The sequence below is a fragment of the Nonlabens agnitus genome, from assembly GCF_002994045.1.
Taxonomy (GTDB): Bacteria; Bacteroidota; Bacteroidia; order Flavobacteriales; family Flavobacteriaceae; genus Nonlabens; species Nonlabens agnitus.
This window is the reverse complement of the sequence record NZ_MQUC01000003.1, coordinates 2,632,327-2,655,571: the sequence shown is the minus strand read 5'-3', so window position 1 is coordinate 2,655,571 and position 23,245 is coordinate 2,632,327. Positions and strand designations below refer to the sequence as shown.

21 protein-coding genes are annotated in these 23,245 nt (G+C 42.4%); 9 read left to right on the top strand and 12 right to left on the bottom strand.

Features of this window, described 5'->3' with window-relative positions:
* Positions 1-18 precede the first annotated feature (18 nt).
* Together BST86_RS12275 and BST86_RS12270 are read left to right on the top strand one after the other, a co-directional pair.
* On the top strand, positions 19-1,155 hold the full coding sequence (locus tag BST86_RS12275) for a methionine aminotransferase (RefSeq protein ID WP_105983501.1): 1,137 nt from the start codon (positions 19-21) through the stop codon (positions 1,153-1,155).
* A gap of 5 nt (positions 1,156-1,160) precedes the next feature.
* Positions 1,161-1,937 carry a nitrilase family protein gene (locus BST86_RS12270; protein WP_105983500.1) on the top strand — a complete coding sequence of 259 codons (777 nt, stop codon included), beginning with the start codon at positions 1,161-1,163 and terminating at the stop codon, positions 1,935-1,937.
* Here BST86_RS12270 and BST86_RS12265 read toward each other — a convergent pair.
* Both BST86_RS12265 and BST86_RS12260 read right to left on the bottom strand, forming a co-directional pair.
* Positions 1,924-3,525, bottom strand: a complete 1,602-nt coding sequence (locus BST86_RS12265) for an Ig-like domain-containing domain (protein ID WP_105983499.1) — start codon at positions 3,523-3,525, stop codon at positions 1,924-1,926. The two genes, BST86_RS12270 and BST86_RS12265, sit on opposite strands and share 14 nt — an antisense overlap.
* 33 nt (positions 3,526-3,558) lie before the next feature.
* Positions 3,559-4,092 (bottom strand): ComF family protein, encoded by a 534-nt coding sequence (locus BST86_RS12260; RefSeq protein WP_242446528.1) that lies wholly within the window; start codon positions 4,090-4,092, stop codon positions 3,559-3,561.
* A 192-nt stretch (positions 4,093-4,284) separates the two neighbouring features.
* Here BST86_RS12260 and BST86_RS12255 point away from each other — a divergent pair, with 192 nt between their 5' ends.
* Together BST86_RS12255 and BST86_RS12250 are read left to right on the top strand one after the other, a co-directional pair.
* Positions 4,285-5,166 carry a hypothetical protein gene (locus tag BST86_RS12255; protein ID WP_105983497.1) on the top strand — a complete coding sequence of 294 codons (882 nt, stop codon included), beginning with the start codon at positions 4,285-4,287 and terminating at the stop codon, positions 5,164-5,166.
* A gap of 105 nt (positions 5,167-5,271) precedes the next feature.
* Positions 5,272-6,816 (top strand): glycine--tRNA ligase, encoded by a 1,545-nt coding sequence (locus BST86_RS12250; RefSeq protein WP_105983496.1) that lies wholly within the window; start codon positions 5,272-5,274, stop codon positions 6,814-6,816.
* A gap of 115 nt (positions 6,817-6,931) precedes the next feature.
* On the opposite strand, the gene BST86_RS12245 is transcribed toward BST86_RS12250, so the two are convergent.
* Positions 6,932-10,339 (bottom strand): hypothetical protein, encoded by a 3,408-nt coding sequence (locus tag BST86_RS12245; RefSeq protein ID WP_105983495.1) that lies wholly within the window; start codon positions 10,337-10,339, stop codon positions 6,932-6,934.
* A gap of 121 nt (positions 10,340-10,460) precedes the next feature.
* Here BST86_RS12245 and BST86_RS12240 point away from each other — a divergent pair, with 121 nt between their 5' ends.
* Positions 10,461-10,910 carry a hypothetical protein gene (locus BST86_RS12240; RefSeq protein ID WP_105983494.1) on the top strand — a complete coding sequence of 150 codons (450 nt, stop codon included), beginning with the start codon at positions 10,461-10,463 and terminating at the stop codon, positions 10,908-10,910.
* 1 nt (position 10,911) lies between these two features.
* Here the strand turns inward: BST86_RS12240 and BST86_RS12235 are convergent, their stop codons facing one another.
* From BST86_RS12235 to BST86_RS12225, 3 genes are read right to left on the bottom strand one after another with little or no spacing between them, the layout of a single operon-like run.
* Entirely contained in the window at positions 10,912-11,940 is a 1,029-nt protein-coding gene (locus BST86_RS12235; RefSeq protein WP_105983493.1) for a glycosyltransferase family 9 protein, read from the bottom strand.
* On the bottom strand, positions 11,940-12,548 hold the full coding sequence (locus BST86_RS12230; RefSeq protein WP_105983492.1) for a DUF4254 domain-containing protein: 609 nt from the start codon (positions 12,546-12,548) through the stop codon (positions 11,940-11,942). The genes BST86_RS12235 and BST86_RS12230 overlap by 1 nt, the downstream gene beginning before the upstream one ends.
* Before the next feature lie 44 nt (positions 12,549-12,592).
* Complete coding sequence (locus BST86_RS12225) at positions 12,593-13,495, bottom strand: hypothetical protein (protein ID WP_146126765.1); 903 nt, start codon at positions 13,493-13,495, stop codon at positions 12,593-12,595.
* A 44-nt stretch (positions 13,496-13,539) separates the two neighbouring features.
* On the opposite strand from BST86_RS12225, the gene BST86_RS12220 reads away from it, so the two are divergent.
* A complete protein-coding gene (locus BST86_RS12220) occupies positions 13,540-13,770 on the top strand; it encodes a DUF6341 family protein (protein ID WP_105983490.1) in 231 nt (76 codons plus the stop codon).
* 2 nt (positions 13,771-13,772) lie between these two features.
* Here the strand turns inward: BST86_RS12220 and purD are convergent, their stop codons facing one another.
* Positions 13,773-15,044, bottom strand: coding sequence for a phosphoribosylamine--glycine ligase (purD, locus tag BST86_RS12215; protein ID WP_105983489.1), 1,272 nt, complete (start codon positions 15,042-15,044; stop codon positions 13,773-13,775).
* 125 nt (positions 15,045-15,169) lie between these two features.
* Between purD and BST86_RS12210 the strand changes: the two genes are divergently transcribed.
* Positions 15,170-15,460 carry a hypothetical protein gene (locus BST86_RS12210; protein WP_105983488.1) on the top strand — a complete coding sequence of 97 codons (291 nt, stop codon included), beginning with the start codon at positions 15,170-15,172 and terminating at the stop codon, positions 15,458-15,460.
* Between the two features lie 37 nt (positions 15,461-15,497).
* Complete coding sequence (locus BST86_RS12205; protein WP_105983487.1) at positions 15,498-16,793, top strand: phenylacetate--CoA ligase family protein; 1,296 nt, start codon at positions 15,498-15,500, stop codon at positions 16,791-16,793.
* Here the strand turns inward: BST86_RS12205 and BST86_RS12200 are convergent.
* The 4 genes from BST86_RS12200 to BST86_RS12185 are packed head-to-tail and all read right to left on the bottom strand — an operon-like array spanning position 16,790 to position 21,170.
* Positions 16,790-17,569 (bottom strand): glycosyltransferase family 2 protein, encoded by a 780-nt coding sequence (locus tag BST86_RS12200; protein WP_105983486.1) that lies wholly within the window; start codon positions 17,567-17,569, stop codon positions 16,790-16,792. The two genes, BST86_RS12205 and BST86_RS12200, sit on opposite strands and share 4 nt — an antisense overlap.
* A complete protein-coding gene (locus BST86_RS12195; RefSeq protein WP_242446527.1) occupies positions 17,570-18,961 on the bottom strand; it encodes an undecaprenyl-phosphate glucose phosphotransferase in 1,392 nt (463 codons plus the stop codon).
* A complete protein-coding gene (locus BST86_RS12190) occupies positions 18,924-19,913 on the bottom strand; it encodes a UDP-glucuronic acid decarboxylase family protein (RefSeq protein ID WP_105983484.1) in 990 nt (329 codons plus the stop codon). Before BST86_RS12190 ends, BST86_RS12195 begins: the two co-directional genes overlap by 38 nt.
* 36 nt (positions 19,914-19,949) lie before the next feature.
* Positions 19,950-21,170: a WcaI family glycosyltransferase gene (locus BST86_RS12185; protein WP_105983483.1), complete on the bottom strand. Its 1,221-nt coding sequence runs from the start codon at positions 21,168-21,170 to the stop codon at positions 19,950-19,952.
* A gap of 133 nt (positions 21,171-21,303) precedes the next feature.
* Here BST86_RS12185 and BST86_RS12180 point away from each other — a divergent pair, with 133 nt between their 5' ends.
* A complete protein-coding gene (locus BST86_RS12180; RefSeq protein WP_105983482.1) occupies positions 21,304-22,002 on the top strand; it encodes a class I SAM-dependent methyltransferase in 699 nt (232 codons plus the stop codon).
* A 155-nt stretch (positions 22,003-22,157) separates the two neighbouring features.
* On the opposite strand, the gene BST86_RS12175 is transcribed toward BST86_RS12180, so the two are convergent.
* The gene (locus tag BST86_RS12175) at positions 22,158-23,231 is read right to left on the bottom strand and encodes a glycosyltransferase family 4 protein (RefSeq protein ID WP_105983481.1); all 1,074 of its coding nucleotides are present in this window, start codon (positions 23,229-23,231) and stop codon (positions 22,158-22,160) included.
* Positions 23,232-23,245: the final 14 nt, after the last annotated feature.

Here is a 23,245-nt window from a genome sequence, read left to right as displayed (position 1 = left end):
ATCTCTTATTTTTATGGGATGACTCGCTCTAAACTTCCAGAAAACCCTAGATCCATTTTCGCCGAAATGACGCAACTGGCGATCCAGCATGGTGCACTCAATATGTCACAGGGATTTCCCAGTTTTCCAGCAAGTCAGGAACTTAAAGAGCTTGCTTCACAAGCCATTCTAGAGGATCATAATCAGTACGCGCCCATGACGGGTTTGCTGGCCTTGCGTGTGGCCATAAGCCAGATGTTTGAATCACAACATCAAGCATTTTACGATCCCAATCAGGAAATCTGTGTCACGGCTGGCGCTACACAAGGGATTTTTACGGCCATTCAGGCTACCGTTTTTAAGGGCGATGAGGTCATATTGTTCACGCCAGCTTACGATTGTTATGAACCTGCCATAAAAGTGGCTGGTGGTATTCCCGTAAAAATTCCCATGAGGCTGCCTGATTTTACCATCGACTGGGATCAGGTGCGAGATGCTATTACTTCCAAGACAAAGATGATCATCATCAACTCGCCGCACAATCCCAGCGGGAAGTTAATGACCCACGAGGACATGCTCCAGCTGGAAAAAATTGCCGTAGAAAACGATCTAATTGTTTTGAGCGATGAGGTTTATGAGTTCATGGTTTTTGATGATCTCGAGCATCGAAGCGCTAGTCGCTATCCAGGCTTGAAAGAGCGCAGTTTTGTTATGGGTAGTTTTGGTAAGACGTTTCACGTTACCGGTTGGAAAACCGGGTTTTGCCTAGCGCCGCCAGAACTTATGAAAGAGTTTTTGAAGGTGCACCAACAGGTTGTTTTTTGTGTCAATCAACCCATACAACATGCGATTGCCCATTATTTAAAGCAACCACAGCATTATCTGGATTTGGGTGAATTTTACCAGCGCAAACGCGACCTGTTTCTCAATCTGATTAAGGATAGCAGGTTCCAATTTACGCCTTCAGAAAGTACCTATTTCCAATTGCTGGATTACTCCGATATTACAGATGAAAGTGATCTCGCTTTCGCGAAAGCGATAACCGTCAACCACAAGATTGCCAGCATTCCTATATCGGTTTTTATGCAAGGTCGTGATCCTAAAATGCTGCGATTTTGCTTTGCCAAAGAAGATGAAGAGCTGGTTGCAGCCGCTAAAATTTTAAATGAATTGTAAAAGCTATGTCTGAAAAACTAAAAGTATCTCTGATCCAAACTACGTTGATTTGGGAAAATCCAGAAGCTAACCTCAACGCTTTTGATCAAAAGCTAAAGGCGCTTTACGGCAAAACAGATCTTGTGATCTTGCCTGAGATGTTTACCACAGGTTTTTCCATGAAACCAAAAGATCTAGCGCACTCCTATTCCATCTATGACTGGTTTAAGGACCACGCCATGGCCGGCGACTTTGCTATTTATGGTAGTGTCATGTTTGTAAAAGACAATGGTGGTTACTGCAATAGGGGTGTTTTTATGAAACCTGACGGTGATTTCACATTATATGACAAGAGGCATACGTTCACCCTAGCTGGTGAACATGAAGTCTTTGACGCTGGTCAAAAACCTGTCATCGCAACCTATAAAGACTGGAAATTTAATCTGCAGATTTGTTATGATTTGAGGTTTCCGGTTTTTGCTCGTAATGTACAGGATTATGATGTTCTGCTTTATGTGGCTAACTGGCCCGTACCAAGAGTGAACGCCTGGGATGCATTATTGAAAGCACGTGCGATAGAAAACATGGCCTATTGCATAGGTGTCAATCGAGTAGGAACCGACGGCACAGGTATGGACTACAGCGGTCATTCTCAGGTTTATGATGTATTGGGTCATGAATTACTGGATCATCCCTGGGAAACCGAAGACGTTAAAACCGTCGAATTGGACAAGGAAAACATTCATTACAATCGTAATAAACTAAGATTCTTAGAAGATCGTGATGGCTTTACTCTAGCTTGACCGTAGTGATATAATCCCAATTGGCCTGTAATGGTATCAACTCTGGATAGTACACGACTTTTTCAGGTTGCCGGTTCAGTAGCCAGTTGCCTGGATCGTAGCGTCCATTATTGTTACTGTCGTAGATGACTCTTATGTAATAATTGTTGGGGTCTAGGTATTCAAAGTTATAGGTGTCGTTCTTTGATGCCGTTATGGAGGCTACGACATCCAGCTTTTCTGTGACGATTTGTATGATTACGGGAAATTGCGAGCCACCTTCTAATGTGACAGGAATATTCCCAAGATCTGATGCCGCTTTAGTCGTGTACACGCTCGTTATGGTATCGTTGGTATAGCCATAAAAATCAGTGACCGCGCCTGGAAGCAACCTCAAGTTATAACGTTGCTCTGGCTGGACATTAAACGAATACGTCATTACATTTTTAAGGGAATCCAATCGTATCCCAAAATCCTGCGGAACCGAATCCTTATCGATCAAGTCCATCAACAATGGGTTGATATCTGCAATAGGCGTATTGGCATTTAATTGTAATGGCGAGCTTAATTTAAACTGTCCATACTTTTGAACGGAAAGGCTGTCGACGTCTAGATTTTCTTTCAATCTAGCCGTTAACGTGTCCTGAAAACTACCATAGGATGCCAGTAATACCAGACTGTCCTGCTCAATTACCGGTTTGTACCAGTATTCTAAAGTGTCTGTTTTTTCAAGTTTTGTGATTCTGCTTTCACTAATTAACGACTTATCCAGTGGTTCGACATTCAGGCTGTCCAGCTCTCCATAATAACCAATTTGTATACGGCTCTGTCCCACATGAGTGGCACGTCTCAATGCTTTGTCCTGAATGGGCTCATACATCTGGATATTATAGATCTCATCAGTTGGTACGGTGATAGGTTCGCTAATGAATCCTATCTTATCTCCTTGAGGATCAAATTTTAAATTACTGGATTTTTCCTTAAGCGCTACCAGCCTATAGGTGCCCGCTTTTAAATTTTCCATGGTAAAAGTGGTGAGACTGTCCAGCGTATTCACGACATACCTAGGCGTTTCTTTATAAATAACAGAATCTGTATAGGCACTATCCACTTCATACAACATGACATTGACAAAATCATCTGCCTTGTTATTAAGCGCATCACTTATGCTTCCACTCAATTTTAAGGAGTCAATGTAGCTTCCCGTACTAAAAACATATTTGAAAAATGGGTATGGATTACCTTCTGTATTATCAACGATACTCTGGCCGAAATTGAGTACATAAGTCGTATTCTCCAACAAGGTATCTGTAATCTCGATCGTCAATTTTTTAGACACACCACCTTGAGGTCGTATGAGTGGACGATTCTTGAGCGGTGGCGAGATGACCAGTTGCTTTTGTAAATCCTTCAGTTTGATATATTCATCAAACGTGATTTCAATCTTCTGGTTCGTAAAATTGACCGTGTAATTATCTGGAAAAGCACGCAGGATCTCTGGCGGCGTCTCGTCGATAGGACCACCGCTGGGCGATCCGCGTTTGGCACACTGCACCAGTAAAATGGCGATGGCAATGGTCCACAAGTAATGGCTGTATTTCTTTCTCACAATTTTCAAAACGCTCGCAAGTTAACAGATATTTTATACTGATATTCCCATAGTCGCCATAGAAATGCGCGTGCCCTTAATTTTAAGCAATTCACGTGCACACAAGGTCAAGGTCGTTCCCGTGGTGACCACGTCGTCGACTAGTAAAACGTGCTGGTTTTCTGCAATTTCTTCAGCGATGGCATAGGGTGATTGGGTCTCGTCACTGCGATGTCTCTGGTCCAGTTGTGCTTGTTTGATGGTATTGCGGTTTTTGGTGAGCACGCTTTCGCGAAAGCGAACTCCCAACCCATCTGCAATACATTGACCGAACTTTGTCACCTGATTATAACCTCTCTCACGCAACCTTTTGGAATGCACCGGTACGGCAACTACCAGATCCACTTCTGCAAATCGTGGATCAGTTGCCAGTAGACTGCCCAGCCATTCACCCATAAACGTGCCTATGTGTTCCTGTTTTTGGTACTTCAAGGCATGGATCAACCGTTGAACGGTGCCTATCTTCTCATAGTATAGAAGGCTCGTAAGATGTAATATAGGGATGCGTGCATAAAACAATTCCCGCATTTTGTCGTTTTGAATCAAGTCGTGGTAAGCGACCGGCAAAAGCATGCGGCAACGCGTGCACAAGGTTTCTTCGCCAGCAGATAGTGATATATCGCAGCCCGAACAGGTTTCTGGGTACAATAGATTAACAAAATCCCGAACTAACGACTGCATAAAAATTAATAGCTTAGCATACTAAAGATAAACAAGCTCATGGCATCTACCCAAGACAATCGTTTTCTCAAGATATTTTTTGCGGTCATCGTACTGCTACTCGTCCTTCTCGCCTACTGGTCCTACACCACATACCAGGAGAATGAAGAAATCAAAGGCAGCCTTACCCAGGAAAAGGAGCGCATTGAAGAAGAACTCAAGAACATCTCTCTGGAATACACTGCCGAAATTGAAAAAGGCAACATGCTTAGCAACGACCTGATCGATGCCAGACAACGCATCACAAGGTTGCGCGACAGCGTGATCAACCTTGAGGGCAGCGTGGCAGTTATGTCCCGTTTGCGCCAGGAATTGAGTCGCATCAAAGAAGAGCGCATCAAACTCAACAACCGCATTGCAGATCTTGAAAAAAGCAACAACTATCTCGTGCGTATCAATGACAGCACGCTGGCAGCGCTAAATCAAGAGATCATCAAGGCCGAGCTGCAAACTGAAACGGTCAATTCCCTGAGCAAAGAAGTAGAGAAAGCAGCTACACTCATCCCTACGAACTTTACCATGGAAGGCGTCATCATAAGAAGGTCTGGAAGACAGATCGTGAACGATAAGGCCAGCCGCGTGGACGATTTAAAAGTGTGTTTCACCTTACCAGAAAATGGCCTCGCGCCCAAAGGTGTCAACAAATTCTACCTGCAGGTCATCAACCCAGAAAACAACGTGATGGGCGTGACTAAAACCGTAAGCTTTGAAACGCAAACACTTACCTATTCCAAAATTGTGGAGTTCAATTATCAAGGTAAGGAACTGGACATTTGTGAGCTGGTAGAGGCAGATGTCGATAAAATAACCAAAGGTTCCTATCGTGTCAACCTCTTCAATGGACCTGTGCGCGTATCGAGCAGTGAGGTGGTTTTTAGATAGATTTCTTTTGGAAAAATGAGTGCTGTTGATGTTTTCGCTTTCGCGAAAGCGAAATAATTCTCATCCAACTACTTCAATCCAAGCCTTTTTTTAACTTTGCCAGCTATGGCAAACAACGATCAAGATCAGTTCAAAAAGGTACTCTCACACGCAAAGGAGTACGGTTATGTATTCCAATCCAGTGAGATTTACGATGGCCTTCAGGCTGTCTACGACTACGGCCAGAATGGAGCCGAGTTAAAGAAAAACATACGTGAGTATTGGTGGCAGGCGATGACGCAGCTCAACCAGGATATCGTTGGGATCGATGCAGCCATCTTTATGCATCCCACAACCTGGAAAGCTTCTGGTCACGTGGATGCCTTTAACGATCCATTGATCGACAATAAAGATTCCAAAAAACGCTATCGCGCGGATGTGCTTATCGAGGATTATTGCGAGAAGCACTTGCAAAAAGCGAATAAGGAGATTGAGAAAGCAGCCAATAGATTTGGTGATGACTTTGACGCAAAGCTCTACAGCGAGACCAATCCTCGTGTGGTAGGCTACCTCAAAAAATCCAAAGAACCGGTAGAGCGCCTCGCAAAATTACTACAAGCCGAAGATCTTGCCGGTGTAAAGGCCTTGATTGAAGAACTAGAAATCGCAGATCCAGATACGGGTTCTAAGAACTGGACAGATGTACGTCAGTTCAACCTGATGTTCGGGACTAAGATAGGTGCCAGTGCAGACACTGCGACTGATTTGTATTTACGTCCAGAAACAGCTCAAGGTATTTTTGTCAACTTCCTGAATGTTCAAAAATCAGGACGCATGAAGATTCCGTTTGGGATTGCGCAGACTGGTAAAGCGTTTAGAAATGAGATAGTTGCGAGACAGTTTATATTCCGTCAGCGAGAATTTGAGCAGATGGAAATGCAATACTTTGTCAAACCAGGCACGGAACTGGAATGGTTTGAAGTATGGAAAGAGAAGCGTATGGCGTGGCACAGCTCACTAGGTTTAGGAGCAGATAATTATCGTTTTCACGACCATGAAAAGCTGGCGCATTATGCCAACGCAGCGACAGATATTGAGTTCAATTTCCCTTTTGGGTTCAAGGAATTGGAAGGCATCCACTCCAGAACAGACTTTGACCTCAAGGCTCATGAAGAGTACAGTGGTAAAAAATTAAAGTTCTTTGATCATGAAGAGAATAAGAACTACGTTCCTTATGTGATCGAGACGTCCATTGGATTAGATAGAATGTTCTTAGCGGTCTTCTCTACTGCTTTAGTAGACGAGACCCTAGAAGATGGATCTGAGCGTACCGTTCTGAAAATTCCAGCGGTATTAGCACCGGTAAAAGCTGCGATCCTACCATTACTCAAAAAAGACGGATTACCAGAAATCGCTGAGGAAATCATCAATGATCTTAAATGGTCCATGAAAGTCCAGTATGATGAAAAAGACGCCATAGGACGCCGCTACAGAAGACAGGACGCTAATGGGACACCATTTTGTGTAACCATTGACCACGATACAAAAGAAGATCAAGCCGTGACCGTGCGCGATCGCGATACCATGACCCAAGAACGCATTGCTATTAAAGATTTGAAAACGTATCTAGAAAAGCGTGTGGCTATGAGTGAGTGGTTGAGGAGGATATAATCGTCATCACACATTAAACGATTTTAAAAAGGGTGAACTTGAAGTTTACCCTTTTTTGTTTCTTGAATAAATGAAATGTTTGCACTTGGACCTGTCCAGATCTATGGACAAATTATTAAAAATAAGCCTTCAACTGCACGCTACCCGTATGTACTGTCCGCGCCGTTTCAGAATTACGGCCTTGATAGCTTAGGTTGAGGTCTATAAAATTAGTGACCTTTTTTTGGACCAGTAGGTTCCAAGTAAGATTTTGACCAGCCTGCAGTCCTTCCAACATCTGGAATCCTACCGGAGAAAAGGCCTGCCCAGTAAAGTCGTTGTTTACATAACGCAACTCACCATTGATAGCATACTTCTGGCCATTATTAAAACTCCAACCCAAGCCTAGGTTTTGCTGGTCCAGCGTCGCGGCATCATTGATCTGGTTGTCCTTCTTTTGGTATTCATAAAACACATCGACCCTATTGCTTTCTCCAAACAAATACGAAATCTGTGGCTTCAATAAATTCTCATCGATCTCGAAATTTCTATTGGCAAAATTCTCACTGCGGCTGGCATTAAAACCTGTTTGCCCGTTAAAAGTAAACAGCCAGCTATCGGCTATTTTATGGAGAAAAGTGATCTGGTGGCTTTCCAGTTCTGACTCGATGCTGCCTATGCTTTGCAGGTTTTCTGTAGTCGTACTCAAATAGGTGTAGTTGGTCGTGTAGCGCTGCTTGCCTCGGTTGAAAAACAGACTATTTCTAAAGCTAAGGTTCAAGCCCAACTGGTCGCCACGATCATCAAACGGATTCAAATCAAAGCGCTCGCCTTCTCTCACAACCTTTCTATCGATCAAATAACTGGTCTGATTGTAAAACTGCGAAAGCACTTTTTTCAACCCTTCTTCACCAGACCAGGAAATAGGATTGAGCGTAATGGTCTGGCTAAATTTATTCTGGTGAATGGGTATAAAAATCTGATTGGGCAGTAAGATCCTCACATATCGCGCCTGATCCTGGAATTGTGCCACTTCAAATTCATTCAAATCCTGGATGCCGTCGCCATTATAATCAATCCACGTAAAAGTTCCCTGTCCAGGGTTGACTTCCAGATAGGTAAAATCCTGTTGTGGAATGGTACCGCTGTTGGTCTCATAAGTCGTGTTCCACAAAATTTTGTTCTTGAACAGCTTGCGATTGTACAACACGCGACCATTCAACGACACTTCATTATCAATCGTGGGATCTTCACTTTTGAGAACCCTGTAATTGGCATAAATCAGCAGGTTTTGAACCTCATCTTTGATGGGCTGTGACCTGACATAGTAATTATTGCTGCGGTTCACACGCTGCAAATCACCAGCGCGCAAGCTGTCATTGACCCTATGTCGGTACCCTATTTCCACAAAAGTAGCTGTGGAATCACCACGACCGGCATACACCTCATATTCCGTGAAGCGCTGCGATAATGCAGTAAGCTGCCCAGTCGTCTTATCCATCTGCTCATTGTCTTCCAGGTTGAGTCGCGCGCCTGCCCAATTCTTTTGGAATCGTTTGATAACAGAGGCATCTGCCCTATTGAATGTAGATTGTTGTGTGTTAGAGTTGGTGGAGAGTATGCTTCCGCGAAAGCGAGATAACCATCCATCACCCTGCAAACGACCAGCCACATTGTGTCGATTACCATTGTAACGGTCAGAAAACTCCAGATGCTGAAAGGTGTAATTTGCCGTGATGGTCGTGTCGCGCACATAGTTGATCCCAGCATTGGTAAACAATTGATCACCAACGGTGCTGTCCAGGTTCCAGTCGCGATTGAACTCGATGTTGTAAACACGCTCGACATTGCGGAAATCGGACTGGATAAAATCAGTATTTGCTAGAATCTTTAACGTCTGTGTAGAATCCTGCTGAAACAGCACCTGCTCTACTCCTAGTTTTGCAGCTACACCAGTATTGTTGTTGTCATCAATGGCAGAAAATCGGTTCAGGTCATTATTGCTTGCGGCAACCTCTGTATTGATTTGTGTTGTATTTGCGAGTTGGTACTGCGCTTTGAGACCTGCAATGGTCAAGGTTTCTGGAGCAAACAGCTGTATAACGGGTTCAAAACTACCTTGCGGGACGCCATTGACAGGCTCTCTATATTCATAGATGTTAGAGATCGCCTGACTGTCTATAAGCACATAATTTCCTTGATTCTCGCCCACAAAACTAAACCGCACGTTAAACAATTCTGCTTGTGGATCCTGTGAAAAAATAAATCTAGGCACGCCATTGATCACCTGGCGTACGTATTGGATTCGGTTTTCAGAAAAGTCTGCCCTTACGGCACTGGGCGCAATCGCTTGATTGGGATCATCGCCGGCAGCAGCAAGAATATTCACTTGATCCTCATTCAGGTCTTGCTGTAAGGGTTGGTTTTTGGCATCACTTTCTGTGTAGGCATAGGTGTCAATTTTGAGCCTTTCGCTCTGAAAACCGCCGGTAGCATAGCCTATAAATCTGGTAAAATTGCGTTCGCTATATTGATATTCAATGGAAATACGCATCTCGCTTGTTATGGGAAAGGTTGGGTTAAAGCGCACCTCGCCGGCATTGTAATCGATGATGTAATCTGCATTTTCACCACGTGTGAGCAATACACCATTCACAAAAACCCGTTCACTTCCAGAAATCACCAAAATAAACAACTCGCCTTGTTGACCCACTAATTTATAAGGTCCTTGATTACCTTCTTGACCCGTAAACCGACTGGTATTAAAGGTACCGCGAACCAGAGCTCCAGCCGCACCGGCATAGCCTGTGGACTCATCACCGTCAAATTTGATTTGTCCCGCAATTCCTTGGACTCGTTTTGTGAAGTTATTGAACTGATAATCTGTTTGTTGAAGGTCCACATCGCCAGCTCGTATGTTCCAATTGTCGCTAAATAGTTCGATGAAGATTTGGTCAAATTCATCGAGGCGTTGGGCATAACCGTTTTGGGTTTGAGGCACATTAGCGTCCTGGATGGAAGCGCGTAGGGACACTTTTTCTGATAACTGACCGGTGATGCGCAAATCGAGCTCAGAATCTACCACGCTGTTTTGGTTGTTTCCTACTCTTATACCACGAGTTATACTACCCGAAACCTGTAAACCATCAAACGGAACAAACGTGGGTTTGTAAGTAGGTTTTTTCAATGCTACCAGCTGCTCCTGTCGGCTGTTTTCTCCTAAAATGATGGACGTATCGTATAATTTGTATGATCTGGTAAGTAAATCGTCCAGTGGCAAATACTGGACATCAATGCTGTCTGTGGCTATAGTGGTCGCATTCTTTAAAATGATCAAGGCGTTGGAATAATCAACGCGGTAAGATGTCGTGTCGATAGGCTTTCCTGTCTTGTCCTTGATTCTGATGAAATTAGGGTTGACGCTTATCTCATGAAAGGGAATCGTATCGCTAACCACCAACCTCTTTTTTATCACGCCAGCATATTCCTGGGCATGCGCAAGCCAGCTACCTGCAATGAATAAAAAAAGTAGCTTCCACTTCATGTATTGATAGAACAGTTTATGCTCGAAAATATTTTAAAATAGTAAGTTGAGCCTATCATAGATAACCCGAACACAAAAATCAATGTTTTATTTTTGATAGGGTATGCCAACTCCTTTACTCATGAAAAATATCATTTACCGGTTTCTAGCACTTGCTCTGATATTTTCTTCTTATTCCTGCTTGCAGAATACACCAGAAGAAACAGTCCTACCCGATGGCATGTCTTTAGATCAATTTAGAAATTTAGACGTCACGGCATTCCAACACTCTATCAATGGTCGCGACGATATTGAAAGTGGACTTGATGCACTGTGGGTTCACGATTCCAATCAACATGAAAACAATCCAGGGAATACATTCACGATGAAGAGTTTCAAAAACAGCTTCGGGAATAATTATTTGTTCTACCAACAAGAAGTTTTAAATGATGATTCTCTACAAGCTATTGCATTCTTTATGGAATACTCCAAATCATTGACTGGAAAAATAAAAATTATACAGCTCAAAGAATCATTCAAGTGTTCTAAAGGTCGAGGACAGCAAGAATGGTCTCCAGATCTATGTTTGTGATTTATCCTAATATTTCCCGCAACCGTTCTACAACCGCTGTACAGTCGATAGTTTCCATCACGTTCTCATATCCATCAGGTATTTTGTTTCCATAAATGGAAGTGGGAACTAAAGGAAATTGCTCTCTATCTACCGTGATTTGATTCTCTTTAGGTTGTGCAAAGGGAACAAATCCAGCATAGGGATGAGTGTTGCCCCAAAGAGTAATTATAGGAACACCATACATGGCTGCTAGATGGCCGTTACCGGTATCTACCGCAATCATTGCGTCTAGATTGGATATCATGGCAAGTTCTTCTTCAAAACTCATGAAACCAGCCAGATTGAACACATTAGACTGAGTTCCAGCAACAATTTCCAACTGCTTGCATTCCGCAGTTCCACCACCGAAGAGTACCAGTTTTACATTCCCCAAAGCCAATAATGACGATGTAAGCTCCTGAGCCTTATGGAGTGAAAGTGCCTTTGACGCATGTGCCGCAAATGGAGCAATTCCTATCCATCGATAGTCGTGATCGCCTACGAGGCTGTTCACCTTCATCGGGATGGATTGCCGCGGCAGCACATCAGTCGCCAAAAGCTCAACCGGCAGTTGAAGTTTTGACAAGACGTCTTGATAACGTTCGATGGTTGATTTGAGCGGTTGGAAAAATTGAGGATCATTCACCAACTTTTTCTTTTCCGCTCTTCCTTTATCAATGGTTGATTTGATGGGTTTGCGCATGAAGGAGCGCAATATTTTGGTGCGTAGGACATTGTGAAGATCTGCTATCGCATCAGGCTCTTGTTCCTTCAGTTGCTTGGAAAGTCGGCGCAGTCCTAAAATTCCTTTATGATCACCCTTCACATCTGCCTCGATCAACGTGATGCCCGGTATTTGACTGAGGAAGGAAAGGAATCGCTTTCGCGAAAGCGAAATAACTTTGACCTCTGGGTACGTTCTACGCAGCGCCAATAGGACAGGAACAGTCATGGCCACATCGCCCATCGCACTAAGGCGTATTGTCAAAAGTCGTTGCGGCCGTTGCATTATTTTCTGGAGCGCAATACTGGGTTGAGCTCGTCATCATTGTACATCTTCATCTGCTTGTAGACCTTCATATACTTATTGCCGTGTTCAATGTCACTAAGCAATTGGTCCAAAGCTTTGGACAAATCGACTCGTTGCTCCAATAAGATATCGAGTTTTGCCTGACAGGCAGCCTTGTGAGCGGCGCTGGCATCAGCTCTATTAGCTTCTTCTTCCATATGGTAGATCTTGAGTGCGAGAATAGACAGTCGATCTACGGCCCATGCTGGACTTTCGGTATTAATGGTGGCGTCGCTTTTAGGGTGCACATCTGCATATTGATCCAGAAAATAACTATCGATATATTCTACCATATCTGTGCGGTCTTGATTGCTGGCATCAATTTGACGCTTTAGGCTAAGTGCCGCCACAGGATCAATATTAGGATCGCGTATGATGTCCTCATAATGCCATTGAACCGTATCGATCCAACATTTGCGGTACAGCAAATGTTCAATTAATTGGGAAGAACGGTCATAAGGATTCTCAAAAGGCTGATCAACAGTATTGACCTCATGATACGTATCGATGGCTTCCTGGAAAATAGAATTGGCTTTTTTTGAGAACATGTTTACAATTTAGATTGCAAATATAGAATTTCTCTACCTACTGTCTATCGCAGCAGCAACGCTAGAACCATCAACAACACGGGTAAAATAAACAGTAGTTCACGTCCTATCTTATGGCGTATCACCTCAATGGATCGCACTAGAAAAATGGAAAGAGCTGGTACTAGCAGTATGATGAAATAAGATTGTAATAAAATGGTAACGGCGAGCGCACAAATCCCAGAAAACACCAAAACAGAAAATCTAGGGCGCACCCGTTGCTGAATATCGACCAGCTTGATGATATAAATCAACAAACCTATGACGCCCGCAAGAGCTAATAGCCAATACATTGTTTTTATAGGTGCCCAGACATTCCATAAGAACGACAGGTCATAAAGTGCAGGGTCCCAAAGGGATGACAATAATTCGTAATCCATATAAACCTCTGCCGTGTAGGTAAGCAAGCCTACACATGCCATGGCTAGAAATGGTATGACCCAATGGTTCCACTTGTTCCTAGCAAAAAGAAAAACGGCAACGAACACCACGATGATAAAAACCACCATCAAAGGGTTGACTAGAATGGCGATACTGATCCAGAAACTCCCATCAAATATCTTGCGAATGCTCTCAGTCCCTTTTTTTAAACTCAAAAGACGCCTTAACGACAAGAGTAATAGAAAAAGGCACAGAATCATTTGCCACGACACACCAGCAATGACCATGGTTAACAGCAACATGGTAGTCGCAAAGAATCCAAAAGAGTTTTGTCCCGTGAGTTCGTTTTTAACAATGATGAATTGTACCAGCAACAGTGATAGCGGCAGGAAAATCGCATAAATCAGAAATTCCCATTTCCACTGTGATTCCATAAAGACCAGCAACAACAAGCTGCCTAAACTTAACAGCAACATTCCCATCAAGTAATGAAAAGGCTGTGATGTGCTAAAAAATCTGGAAAGCATATTGTTTTTTCACTATTTTTGTGGCCTTAAAGCAAGTTACTGCAATGAAAGATTTATTTGAGGCCATCGCCTATTTATTCGAGAACATTTTAATGGTGCCATTTAACCTGTTGCGCGAGCTAGAACTAGAGAACTGGTGGCTGGCAAATACACTTACATGGGTAGCCATTATTGTATTGATCCTTGCATTGGGTTACTGGATGAAGCAATTGCGCATCTTTGACCAGAATGATGAAGAAGATCGTTCACAAACAGCACACTCCTTTTTAAAATAAGCCTATAGGTCAAAGCCTATATCGGTTCTATAATACATCCTATCAAAACCTAGTTTATCTATGTTTTCATAGGATTTTTTTGTGGCCTCGTGGAAGTCATTGCCAAAACTGGTCATAGCGATCACGCGTCCACCAGCAGTAAGGACTTTGCCATCCTTTTCTGTAGTACCGGCGTGAAAAACTATACTACCGTTCACGTTTTCAAGTCCGGTGATTTCCTTTCCTTTTTCATAGGCTTCTGGATAGCCTCCAGAAACGAGCATGACCGTAGCAGCACTGCGCTGATCGATGGAGAGTTCTTCTTTGTGTAGTTCCGCTTTCGCGAAAGCCTGCAAATGAGAAAGCAAGTCACTAGACACCAACGGTAGGACCACCTCAGTCTCTGGATCGCCCATTCTCACGTTATATTCAATTACTTGTGGCTCACCATCCACAATCATCAAACCAATGAAAATAAAGCCTTTGTAGGTGATTTTTTCGGCTTTTAAGCCATCAACGGTAGGTTTGATAATGCGATCCTCAACCTTTTTCATCAAGTTCTCATCTGCAAAAGGTACTGGAGAAATAGCGCCCATGCCACCAGTGTTAAGACCTGTATCGCCTTCACCTATTCTTTTGTAATCCTTGGCCGTAGGCAAAACCTTGTAACTATTGCCATCTGTCATCACAAAGACACTCATCTCTATACCATCCAGAAATTCTTCAATCACGACCTTGTTGGACGCTGCGCCAAATTTCCCGCCAACCAGCATTTGCTCGAGTGATTCCTTAGCCTCATCTGCATTTGGGATGATCAGGACGCCTTTACCACCAGCAAGACCATCTGCTTTTAATACAAATGGTGGTTTGAGGCTGTCGATAAACTGCATTCCTTCCTTGAGCGTGGATGCGGTAAAGCTTTGATATGCCGCCGTAGGCACCTTGTTGCGCATCATGAATTCCTTGGCAAACTCCTTGGATCCTTCCAGTACTGCGCCTTTTTTAGACGGCCCAATAACGTTGACGTGGTTGAGCTGCTCATCCTGCTGGAAAAAGTCATAGATCCCTTCTACCAGTGGAGCTTCAGGACCAACGACTACCATTTCAATATCGAGTTCCAGCACTTTGGTCTTTATGGTGGCAAAATCAGTGACTGAGAAATCTAGATTGGTTGCCAATTGCGATGTGCCAGCGTTACCTGGCGCGACGTAAAGTTTAGTAAGTAATGGACTTGCAGCAATGGATCTTGCAAAAGCGTGCTCGCGACCACCGCTACCTAATATCAAAACATTCATAGGAAGGTTGTTAAGGTCGCAAAAATATAGAAAGCAGTTCGTAACTTAGAACCTAAGTCCGTGATATATTCGCAGGCAGGATAGAAAAACTACTTGTCATTTTTAAACCACTAAAAATAACAACTATGATCTTGTATAGAAAAAGTCTGTTGAGAGCACTACTTGCTGTTGGCATAGTGCTTTCCATACCATTGATAGCGATGCAGTTTACTGCTGAGGTCAATTGGTCCTTATTTGATTTTATGGTGATGGGATTGATGGTGTTTTCGCTGGTCATCGTCTTTGAATTTATAAGATCCCGATGGAGAAATAAAAAACAACTGATTCCATTTATCCTACTAGCTCTAGTGGCCTTTCTATTGCTTTGGGTGGAGCTTTCTGTTGGGGTTTTTGGATCGCCCATAGCTGGATCATAGACAAGATTCCTTAGATTTAGAAAAATTCAGATCACAAATGCCATTACAGCTGTTTAGAAAATCCCTGCAATGGCAAGGCTATGATTTGAAAAAGGCGCATCAGGTGTTGGCGACCGCCTTGAAGTGGACTCATGAGGATCGGTTGCGGCAAAGGGATCTTATGGTGAAGCACCACCTAAAAACCAACGCCTTTTACAATACGCACGTCCAGGAAAAGAATGTTCCCTGGGAAGCGCTGCCTATTCTCACTAAAGCAGATTTACAGCAACCTCTACACCAGCGGTTGAGTAAAGGCTACTCGACCAAAAACGTTTTTAAAGGCAAGACCAGCGGTTCCAGCGGTCATCCATTCTCTTTTGCCAAAGACAAGTTTTGCCACGCCTTGACCTGGGCAGCTTTTGACCATGCCTACCAGCAACACGGCATCGACCTGGACCGCTCACTGGAAGCTCGGTTTTACGGTATCCCGTCCAGCGGTTTGCCTCGATTCAAGGAGCAATTGAAGGATTTTGTGGGAAACCGGCACCGATTTTCCATTTTTAATATGAGTGATGGTGTATTGAAGGGTTATTTAGATCGCTTTCGCGAAAGCGAATACCATTACATCAACGGCTATACCAGCAGCATTGTACTTTTTGCAAAATATTGCCAGCAACAAGATGTGGTTCTCAAAGAAATTTGTCCATCGCTGAAAGTGTGCATCGTCACTAGCGAAATGCTCTTTGAAGACGACCGAACCTTGCTAGAATCTGTACTGGGAATTCCTGTGATCAATGAGTATGGCAGCAGCGAGACCGGACTAATCGCCATCCAGAATGCAGATGGGGATTTTACGCTTAACAACTCTACCCTTTTTATTGAGGTCGTAGACGACCAAAACCAACCTGTGCCAGATGGAACCGTAGGCAAGATTTTAATTACCGATTTGTTCAATAAAGCGCATCCTTTTATCCGATATGAGATAGGCGACCTAGGCAGCATATCAACTCAAAACGGCTTTCAAGTTCTCATGCAACTACAGGGTCGCACCAGTGACATCGCCAGATTACCCAATGGTAAAGTCATCCCAGGACTGACCTTTTATTACGTGACTAAAAGTGTGATGAGTGAATCCAACAACGTCATTGAATTTATCATCATCCAGAAAAAAGCCTTGGTTTTTGAAGTGCAATATGTCGCCCTACAAGAGCTTACCGCGCTGGAAAAAGAAAAAATCGCAAAAGCCATGGCCACTTATGCAGATGCATCCATTGAAATCGTTTTCACTAGAATGGAGCGTCTGGACCGCAGTAAACGTGATAAGTTGAAGCAATTTATGAGCGATATTTCCTAATTATTGATCTTATGCCTCATTCTGTTTTTTACAAAAAACTGCTCAAAGGAAAACAGCAGCATACACCAGCAGCTTTTCACAAATCCGTAGCCTAGGTGGTCTCGATACACGGTAAAGTTGTATTTGATCAGGTCAAGTTTTGAAGAAGATAAACCGTCACCCAATCGGTAACTGGCGAGCGGTTCCTGGATGCCTATCGCAGGACCACCTTTTTTGAGAACGTCGAGCCACATAGACCAGTCTTGCCGTTTTCGCATGTTGGAAATAGAGATTTTACCGATGACTTTTACATCATAAATTCCCGTGAGATTTCCTAGATAGTTAGTTTTATGAAGCTTTTCAAAAGTCAATTTCTCAAAAACACGCTGGATGGCAATAGGTTTTGAAGAATGCTCATCAAAAATCTCATAAGCCGAATAACAGACAGACCTGTCGCTAGATTTCATCGCCTTTAACTGCGTCATTAGCTTATGGGGCTTCCATAGGTCATCAGCATCTAAAAAAGCGATGTAGCGGCCTGTAGCATGCTTTAAAGCTTCGTTGCGGGTGAAACCAGCGCCCATGTTTGCAGGATTCTGTTGTACGATAAAGTTGATGTCTTGTTGTTGGTTTTGTTGGGAATACGCTTTCGCGAAAGCGTAACTACCATCACTACTCTGATCATCTACAATTATAATTTCAATAGGCCGATAGTCCTGCTTCAGAATGCTATCCAGCGTCTGGTCTAGAGTTTTAGAGTTGTTATAAACGGGAATGATGACAGAGACAAGATCCATCTAGTAGGCCTTTTCCTCACCGCTGAAGATGTTGAGTACGGTCCTGAAAATAATGCGTAGGTCCATCATTGTGCTCCAGTTCTCGATGTAGTAGATGTCATTGCGCACACGGCCTACAATGTCCTCATCGCTCTCGACCTCGCCACGGTAACCACTTACCTGAGCCAAACCTGTGATGCCAGGTTTAACAAAATGGCGCACCATGAATTTATCGATACGCTCTGCATACATGTGCGTATGGCTCACCATATGCGGTCGTGGTCCCACGACACTCATATCGCCTTTCAAAACGTTGAAAAACTGCGGCAGCTCATCTATACTGGTCTTGCGCAAAAACTTACCCATCTTAGTGATACGATGATCATTGCGCGACACCTGATGCAGGTGAGCCGTTTTGTTGGGCACCATGGAACGAAACTTATAGCACTCGAACTCTCTATAATCCAAACCATTACGTTTTTGCTTGAAAAAAACGGGTCCTTTGGATTCTAGTCGTATGAGAATGGCAAGTATAGGCGTGAGCCACGACAAAATTCCGATTATAACTATGAGTGAGAAAACGATGTCAAAGACGCGTTTTGCGAGCTGGTTAACGGGATCATCAAAAGGGATCTTGCGTAAAGATAGTATAGGTGTCTTGCCGTAATAATCGTACTTGAGGTGTTTGGCAAGAATGGTTTCTGGGTTGGGCAGGAATTTGAGGGTTCGCAGATTGTTATCGGCGTAATCTGTTAGTTCCAATAGTTCATCATTATTGAGCTCCTTAACGGAACAGAAAATCTCGTCCGTCTTGTTTTCTGAAATAAATTCTTTGATTTGGTCCAGATCAAATCCAGCAGATTTGACGTCAAACATGTTTTGGAGTATATAGCCAAAGTCAGGATGCTTCTCAAAAAACCTTCGTAATTCCTGTGTCTCCTTGTTGTCCCCAATAAGCACAATGTTGCGCAGGTTACCACCAAAATAGCTGCGGTAATTTTTGAAAACAAAATAGAGCGCTATTTTTAAAATAGCGATCGTAGTAAAAACAGCACCTATGTATTTGAAGACATAACCGCTGGTACTATCGATCTGGTAATAGTATCCAAAAAAGGCGAACACCACCAAGATAAAAAACACCAGTTGCTTAAATAGCTTACTGATGAGTGTTGCAACCTTTGTATTTCTATGTATTTGGTAGAATCCTAATTGCATGGACACCACGATCCAACAAATTCCGATAAATATTGAAAAGGATAAAGTGTCAAAATTGGATTCAAAAAAGAAGGCAGATCCATAGATGATGATCGCCAGATCAATCATGTATGAAATGGGCCTGATAAGACTGGAATACCGGCCATCACGATAACTAAGGTTATCGTCTGCTATGCTTTCTAAAGTCTTTGTGTTCACTTTTTTTAAGTTCTTCTGGCGAGAGTTGTTTGAAATAGTCGTAGGTAAGCTTCATGCCTTCCTTGCGATCTACCTTAGGTTCCCATCCTAAAATTTCTTTGGCCCTTGAAATGTCGGGCTGGCGTTGCATAGGGTCGTCTTGTGGTAGTGGTTGATAGACTATCTTTTGGTCCGTTCCCGTCAATTCTATGATTTCCTGAGCAAAGTCCTTAATAGAGATCTCGTGTGGGTTGCCTATGTTCACTGGATCTGAATAATCACTGAGCAGCAACCTATAGATTCCTTCCACTTGATCATCTACGTAACAAAAGGATCTTGTTTGGGATCCATCGCCAAAAATGGTGATGTCCTCACCTCTTAAAGCTTGACCCATAAATGCCGGTATGACACGTCCATCATTCAACCTCATCCTAGGACCATAGGTATTAAAGATACGCACGATACGTGTTTCTAAACCATGATACCTGTGGTAAGCCATGGTCATAGATTCTTGGAAACGCTTTGCCTCGTCATACACACCTCGTGGCCCTATGGTATTGACGTTACCATAGTAGTCTTCAGTCTGTGGATGGACCAGTGGGTCACCATAAATCTCTGATGTTGAGGCAATCAACAACCTGGCTTTCTTTGCCATGGCGAGACCCAATAAGTTATGTGTTCCCAACGAACCGACTTTCAAAGTCTGAATGGGAATTTTAAGATAGTCTATAGGACTGGCAGGTGATGCGAAATGCAATATGTAATCAAGATTACCCGCTACATGGACATATTTTGAAACGTCGTGGTTGTAGAATTCAAAATCCTCTCGTGGGAAAAGATGCTCGATATTTTTCAGGTCACCAGTAATGAGGTTATCCATGCCTATTACATGATAACCTTCCTTAATGAACCGGTCGCATAGGTGTGATCCCAGAAACCCTGCAGCACCTGTAATGAGTATTCTTTTTTTCATAGAAAACAACGTCTAGAGTGTAAATATAGAGAATTGCTAAGGTACCAGCGAGGCTAGTTGATCAATCCACTGATCGAGTATTTGTGATCTAGAGAAATGTTTTTTGACATAGCTTCTGGCTTGCATGCCCACTTGATGAGGTACATCTGGATGCTCCTTCCAGTTTAATAGGGTTGCGACAGCACCTTCTACTGTGTAATCTGACGTGTAAACACCACCACTAGAATCCTCTAAAACATTGCGCACTTCAGATGCTGCGTTTCCCAATACTAGCGATGGCTTCCCGCTAGCCATCATGCCCAGTAGTTTTGAAGGCATCACGGTGTCGATGACGTCTTCCTTTTGGAAGAGAAAATGGGCGTCAGCGCTGGACAGTAGCCATGGCAGGTCTGCATAAGGAACTGGATCGTGGTAGTGAACATTGTCCAGTTGCACGTTTTCTTTGAGCCACTGCATTCTGGAACCGGCACCAACTATGATGATTTCAAAGTGTTGGGATGGGATCGCTTTCGCGAAAGCGAGGAAAAATTCCCAGTCCTGCTTGTCTCCAACATTCCCACTATATAAAAGCTTAAACTTTTTACTCTGCAGATAAGTGTGGTTTTCTCTGGAGTCATCAATTTGAAAGCTGTCTGGATCAATCCAGTTGGGCAGATAATAGGTTGAGGTTTTGGTTTTTGATTGTAGCTTTTTGATCATGAGGTGGCTTATGGTGCTCACCGTCGACGCCTTGTCCAGTATTGACTTTTCAATCTTGAACAGCTGTTTAAAAACTTGCTTCTTGCTCCCACCAGAAACGCCAGATTGCAATGCGGCATCGAATTCAAAGTCTTGAATGTGGATCCAGTGTGGCACCTGGTGCTTATGCGCGTGCCTACCTCCTAAATATGCAGAAGTGGTAAACGGAATAATACTGATGACAAGGTCTGTCTTTTTGATTTTTTGCAGATTGCGCCAGCTGCCATAGGTAAAGCTTAAGATATGGAATACGCGTTTTAAAAAGGTAGGAGTCGCTGGAACGTACTGTTTGTACCTATAAACGTTAATGGTTTCGTTCTTCTCGGCTAGATAATTTTCAGCAGTGTCATAAGGCTTCTGGATCTTCCATTGTGGATAGTAGGGCATCGCGGTAACTACATTCACATAGGCACCAGCTGCTACAAGTGCATCCACCATTTGGGTAGAATATAGCCCTATGGCCGTATCTTCTGGGGCATAGTTCAAGCCTATAAAAGTGATGGTTTTTCCTTCTATCATAGTTTTAGTCGATATTCTGATCGCATGACTAGTGAGAGTTCATGCAAACAGCGCTAAAATACCCTTTTAAACCAACTCTTAAAAAACTTATATTTGGATTCCTTATCAGCTATATAAACCGTAAAGCTTAAGAATGAAAGATATTTATAGTGGCGAAAACTCAGAATACTTTAAGCTCAAAAAAGATTGGGATGTAGGCGATTCTCCATGGAAAGCAAAATATGCTTTTGACATAATAAATAAGAATAACATCAAGCCTAAATCAATAAACGAAGTCGGTTGTGGTTTTGGAGAGGTCCTACTCAATATGGATAAGTTGTATAATGACGTAACCATGAATTATAATGGCTATGACATTGCAATAGATGCTATCAATGTTGCGAAAAAAAAAGAAAAAAGCAATGTCAAGTTCTTTCTAGATAACCTTGCTGAAAAGGATGTTTACTCTGATGTGCTGTTGATAATTGATGTTTTTGAGCATGTACCTGACTACTTAGGTTTTATAGAAGATTGCTCAAGGCGCGCAAAATACAAGGTTTATCACATTCCTCTAGATGTCCATATTAGTGCCATATTAAGAGGTAAGATGATTGATGCTAGAAATGAAGTAGGTCATTTACACTATTATACAAAAGAAACTGCTCTAGCAACTTTAGAAGATACAGAGCAGAAGGTTATTGACTATTTCTATACATCTGGCAATATTAAAACACCGAACAAATCTTTAAAAATGAAAATAGGCAACGTTGCCAGAAAAGTTCTTTTTTCAATAGCTCCTGATTTTACAGTAAAACTATTAGGTGGATATTCCTTGATGGTCATCACTGAGTAACTATGGTTTTTTAATACCATCATTATATAATCAAAACTAATATTACGCAGTTTATGTTTCATTTCATAACTGACTTCTAAATAATAAATAGTAGAGCATTATGATGTAATAAAATTATAGTGGTTGACTGTTCAAAATTCACTCTTCCTCAGGTGTTATTTTGCTTGATTTATGATCTCGAGAAAGCGTATTTTGAAACTGGAACGGCTAAAAAATTCGGAATATTTTCTATTGTTTTTTTCTACAATAATCAAGTTATTTCGATTTTCAGTAATCTTTGCTATCGAATTTTTGATGTTTTCAGATGTCGGCTCTATCAATTCACCATTTTTTGGTGAGAGCACATCAGATATTCCTGGTACATCTGATGCGATTATATAGCATCCATGGCTCAATGCCTCGAGAATTACTAGTGGCTGCCCTTCCTGTTTATTTAAAGTAGGCATACAGAAAATATCTGCCCAATTATAGAGTTCGGATTTTTTATCATCTGCTACGACACCGCAATATTCTATCTGTTGGTTTGTTTCTATACGTTTCAAAATATCCAGTCTGTCGGTGGATGCGGCTCCGGCTATTTTAATATTGATCTTATGGTCGCTCGCGATTAAATTTTCCACTGCATCAAGGAAGGTCTCAATACCTTTTGCTGGTAATAAGTTGCTCAAGAACAGAATATTTATCCTTTTACGGGTCTTTACAGTTGATTTAATCGGTTGTACTGGTGAAAAATTCCAGCATACCGATATCTGGTTTTCCTTGAGAAATGGAGTGAAGTTAGCTTTCATTGAACATGATAAAACTATTGCCTTATCAAATTTAGAAAGAAGGTGTCGGGAAATTACTTTTTGCAACTTATTGAAGCTTTCATAATTATCCTTCAAAGCATTACCATGCAAGTGAACCACCTTTTCCTTTCCAAGGGCAGAAGCTAGGATTATAAATGGAGCATATTTCACAATACCAAGAAATGATTGGCCGATACTACAATAAACTATATTACTAGATAGAATATAATGCAGTTTTAAATATCTCTTAAAAATAGCGAGCTTATACCAGGTAAACTTTCCTATAGTTTGATCCAACTTCCTATTAATCTCCATATCGATGGACCTAAGCTTCCAACCATCAGATTTTATAACCCTAGCGACCTCAACATTTACAAGGTTGTTTCCAGTCACTGGCGGTGGTACTGGCCCTATTAAAACGAAGGTTTTATTTTTTTTCATGATTGAAAATACAA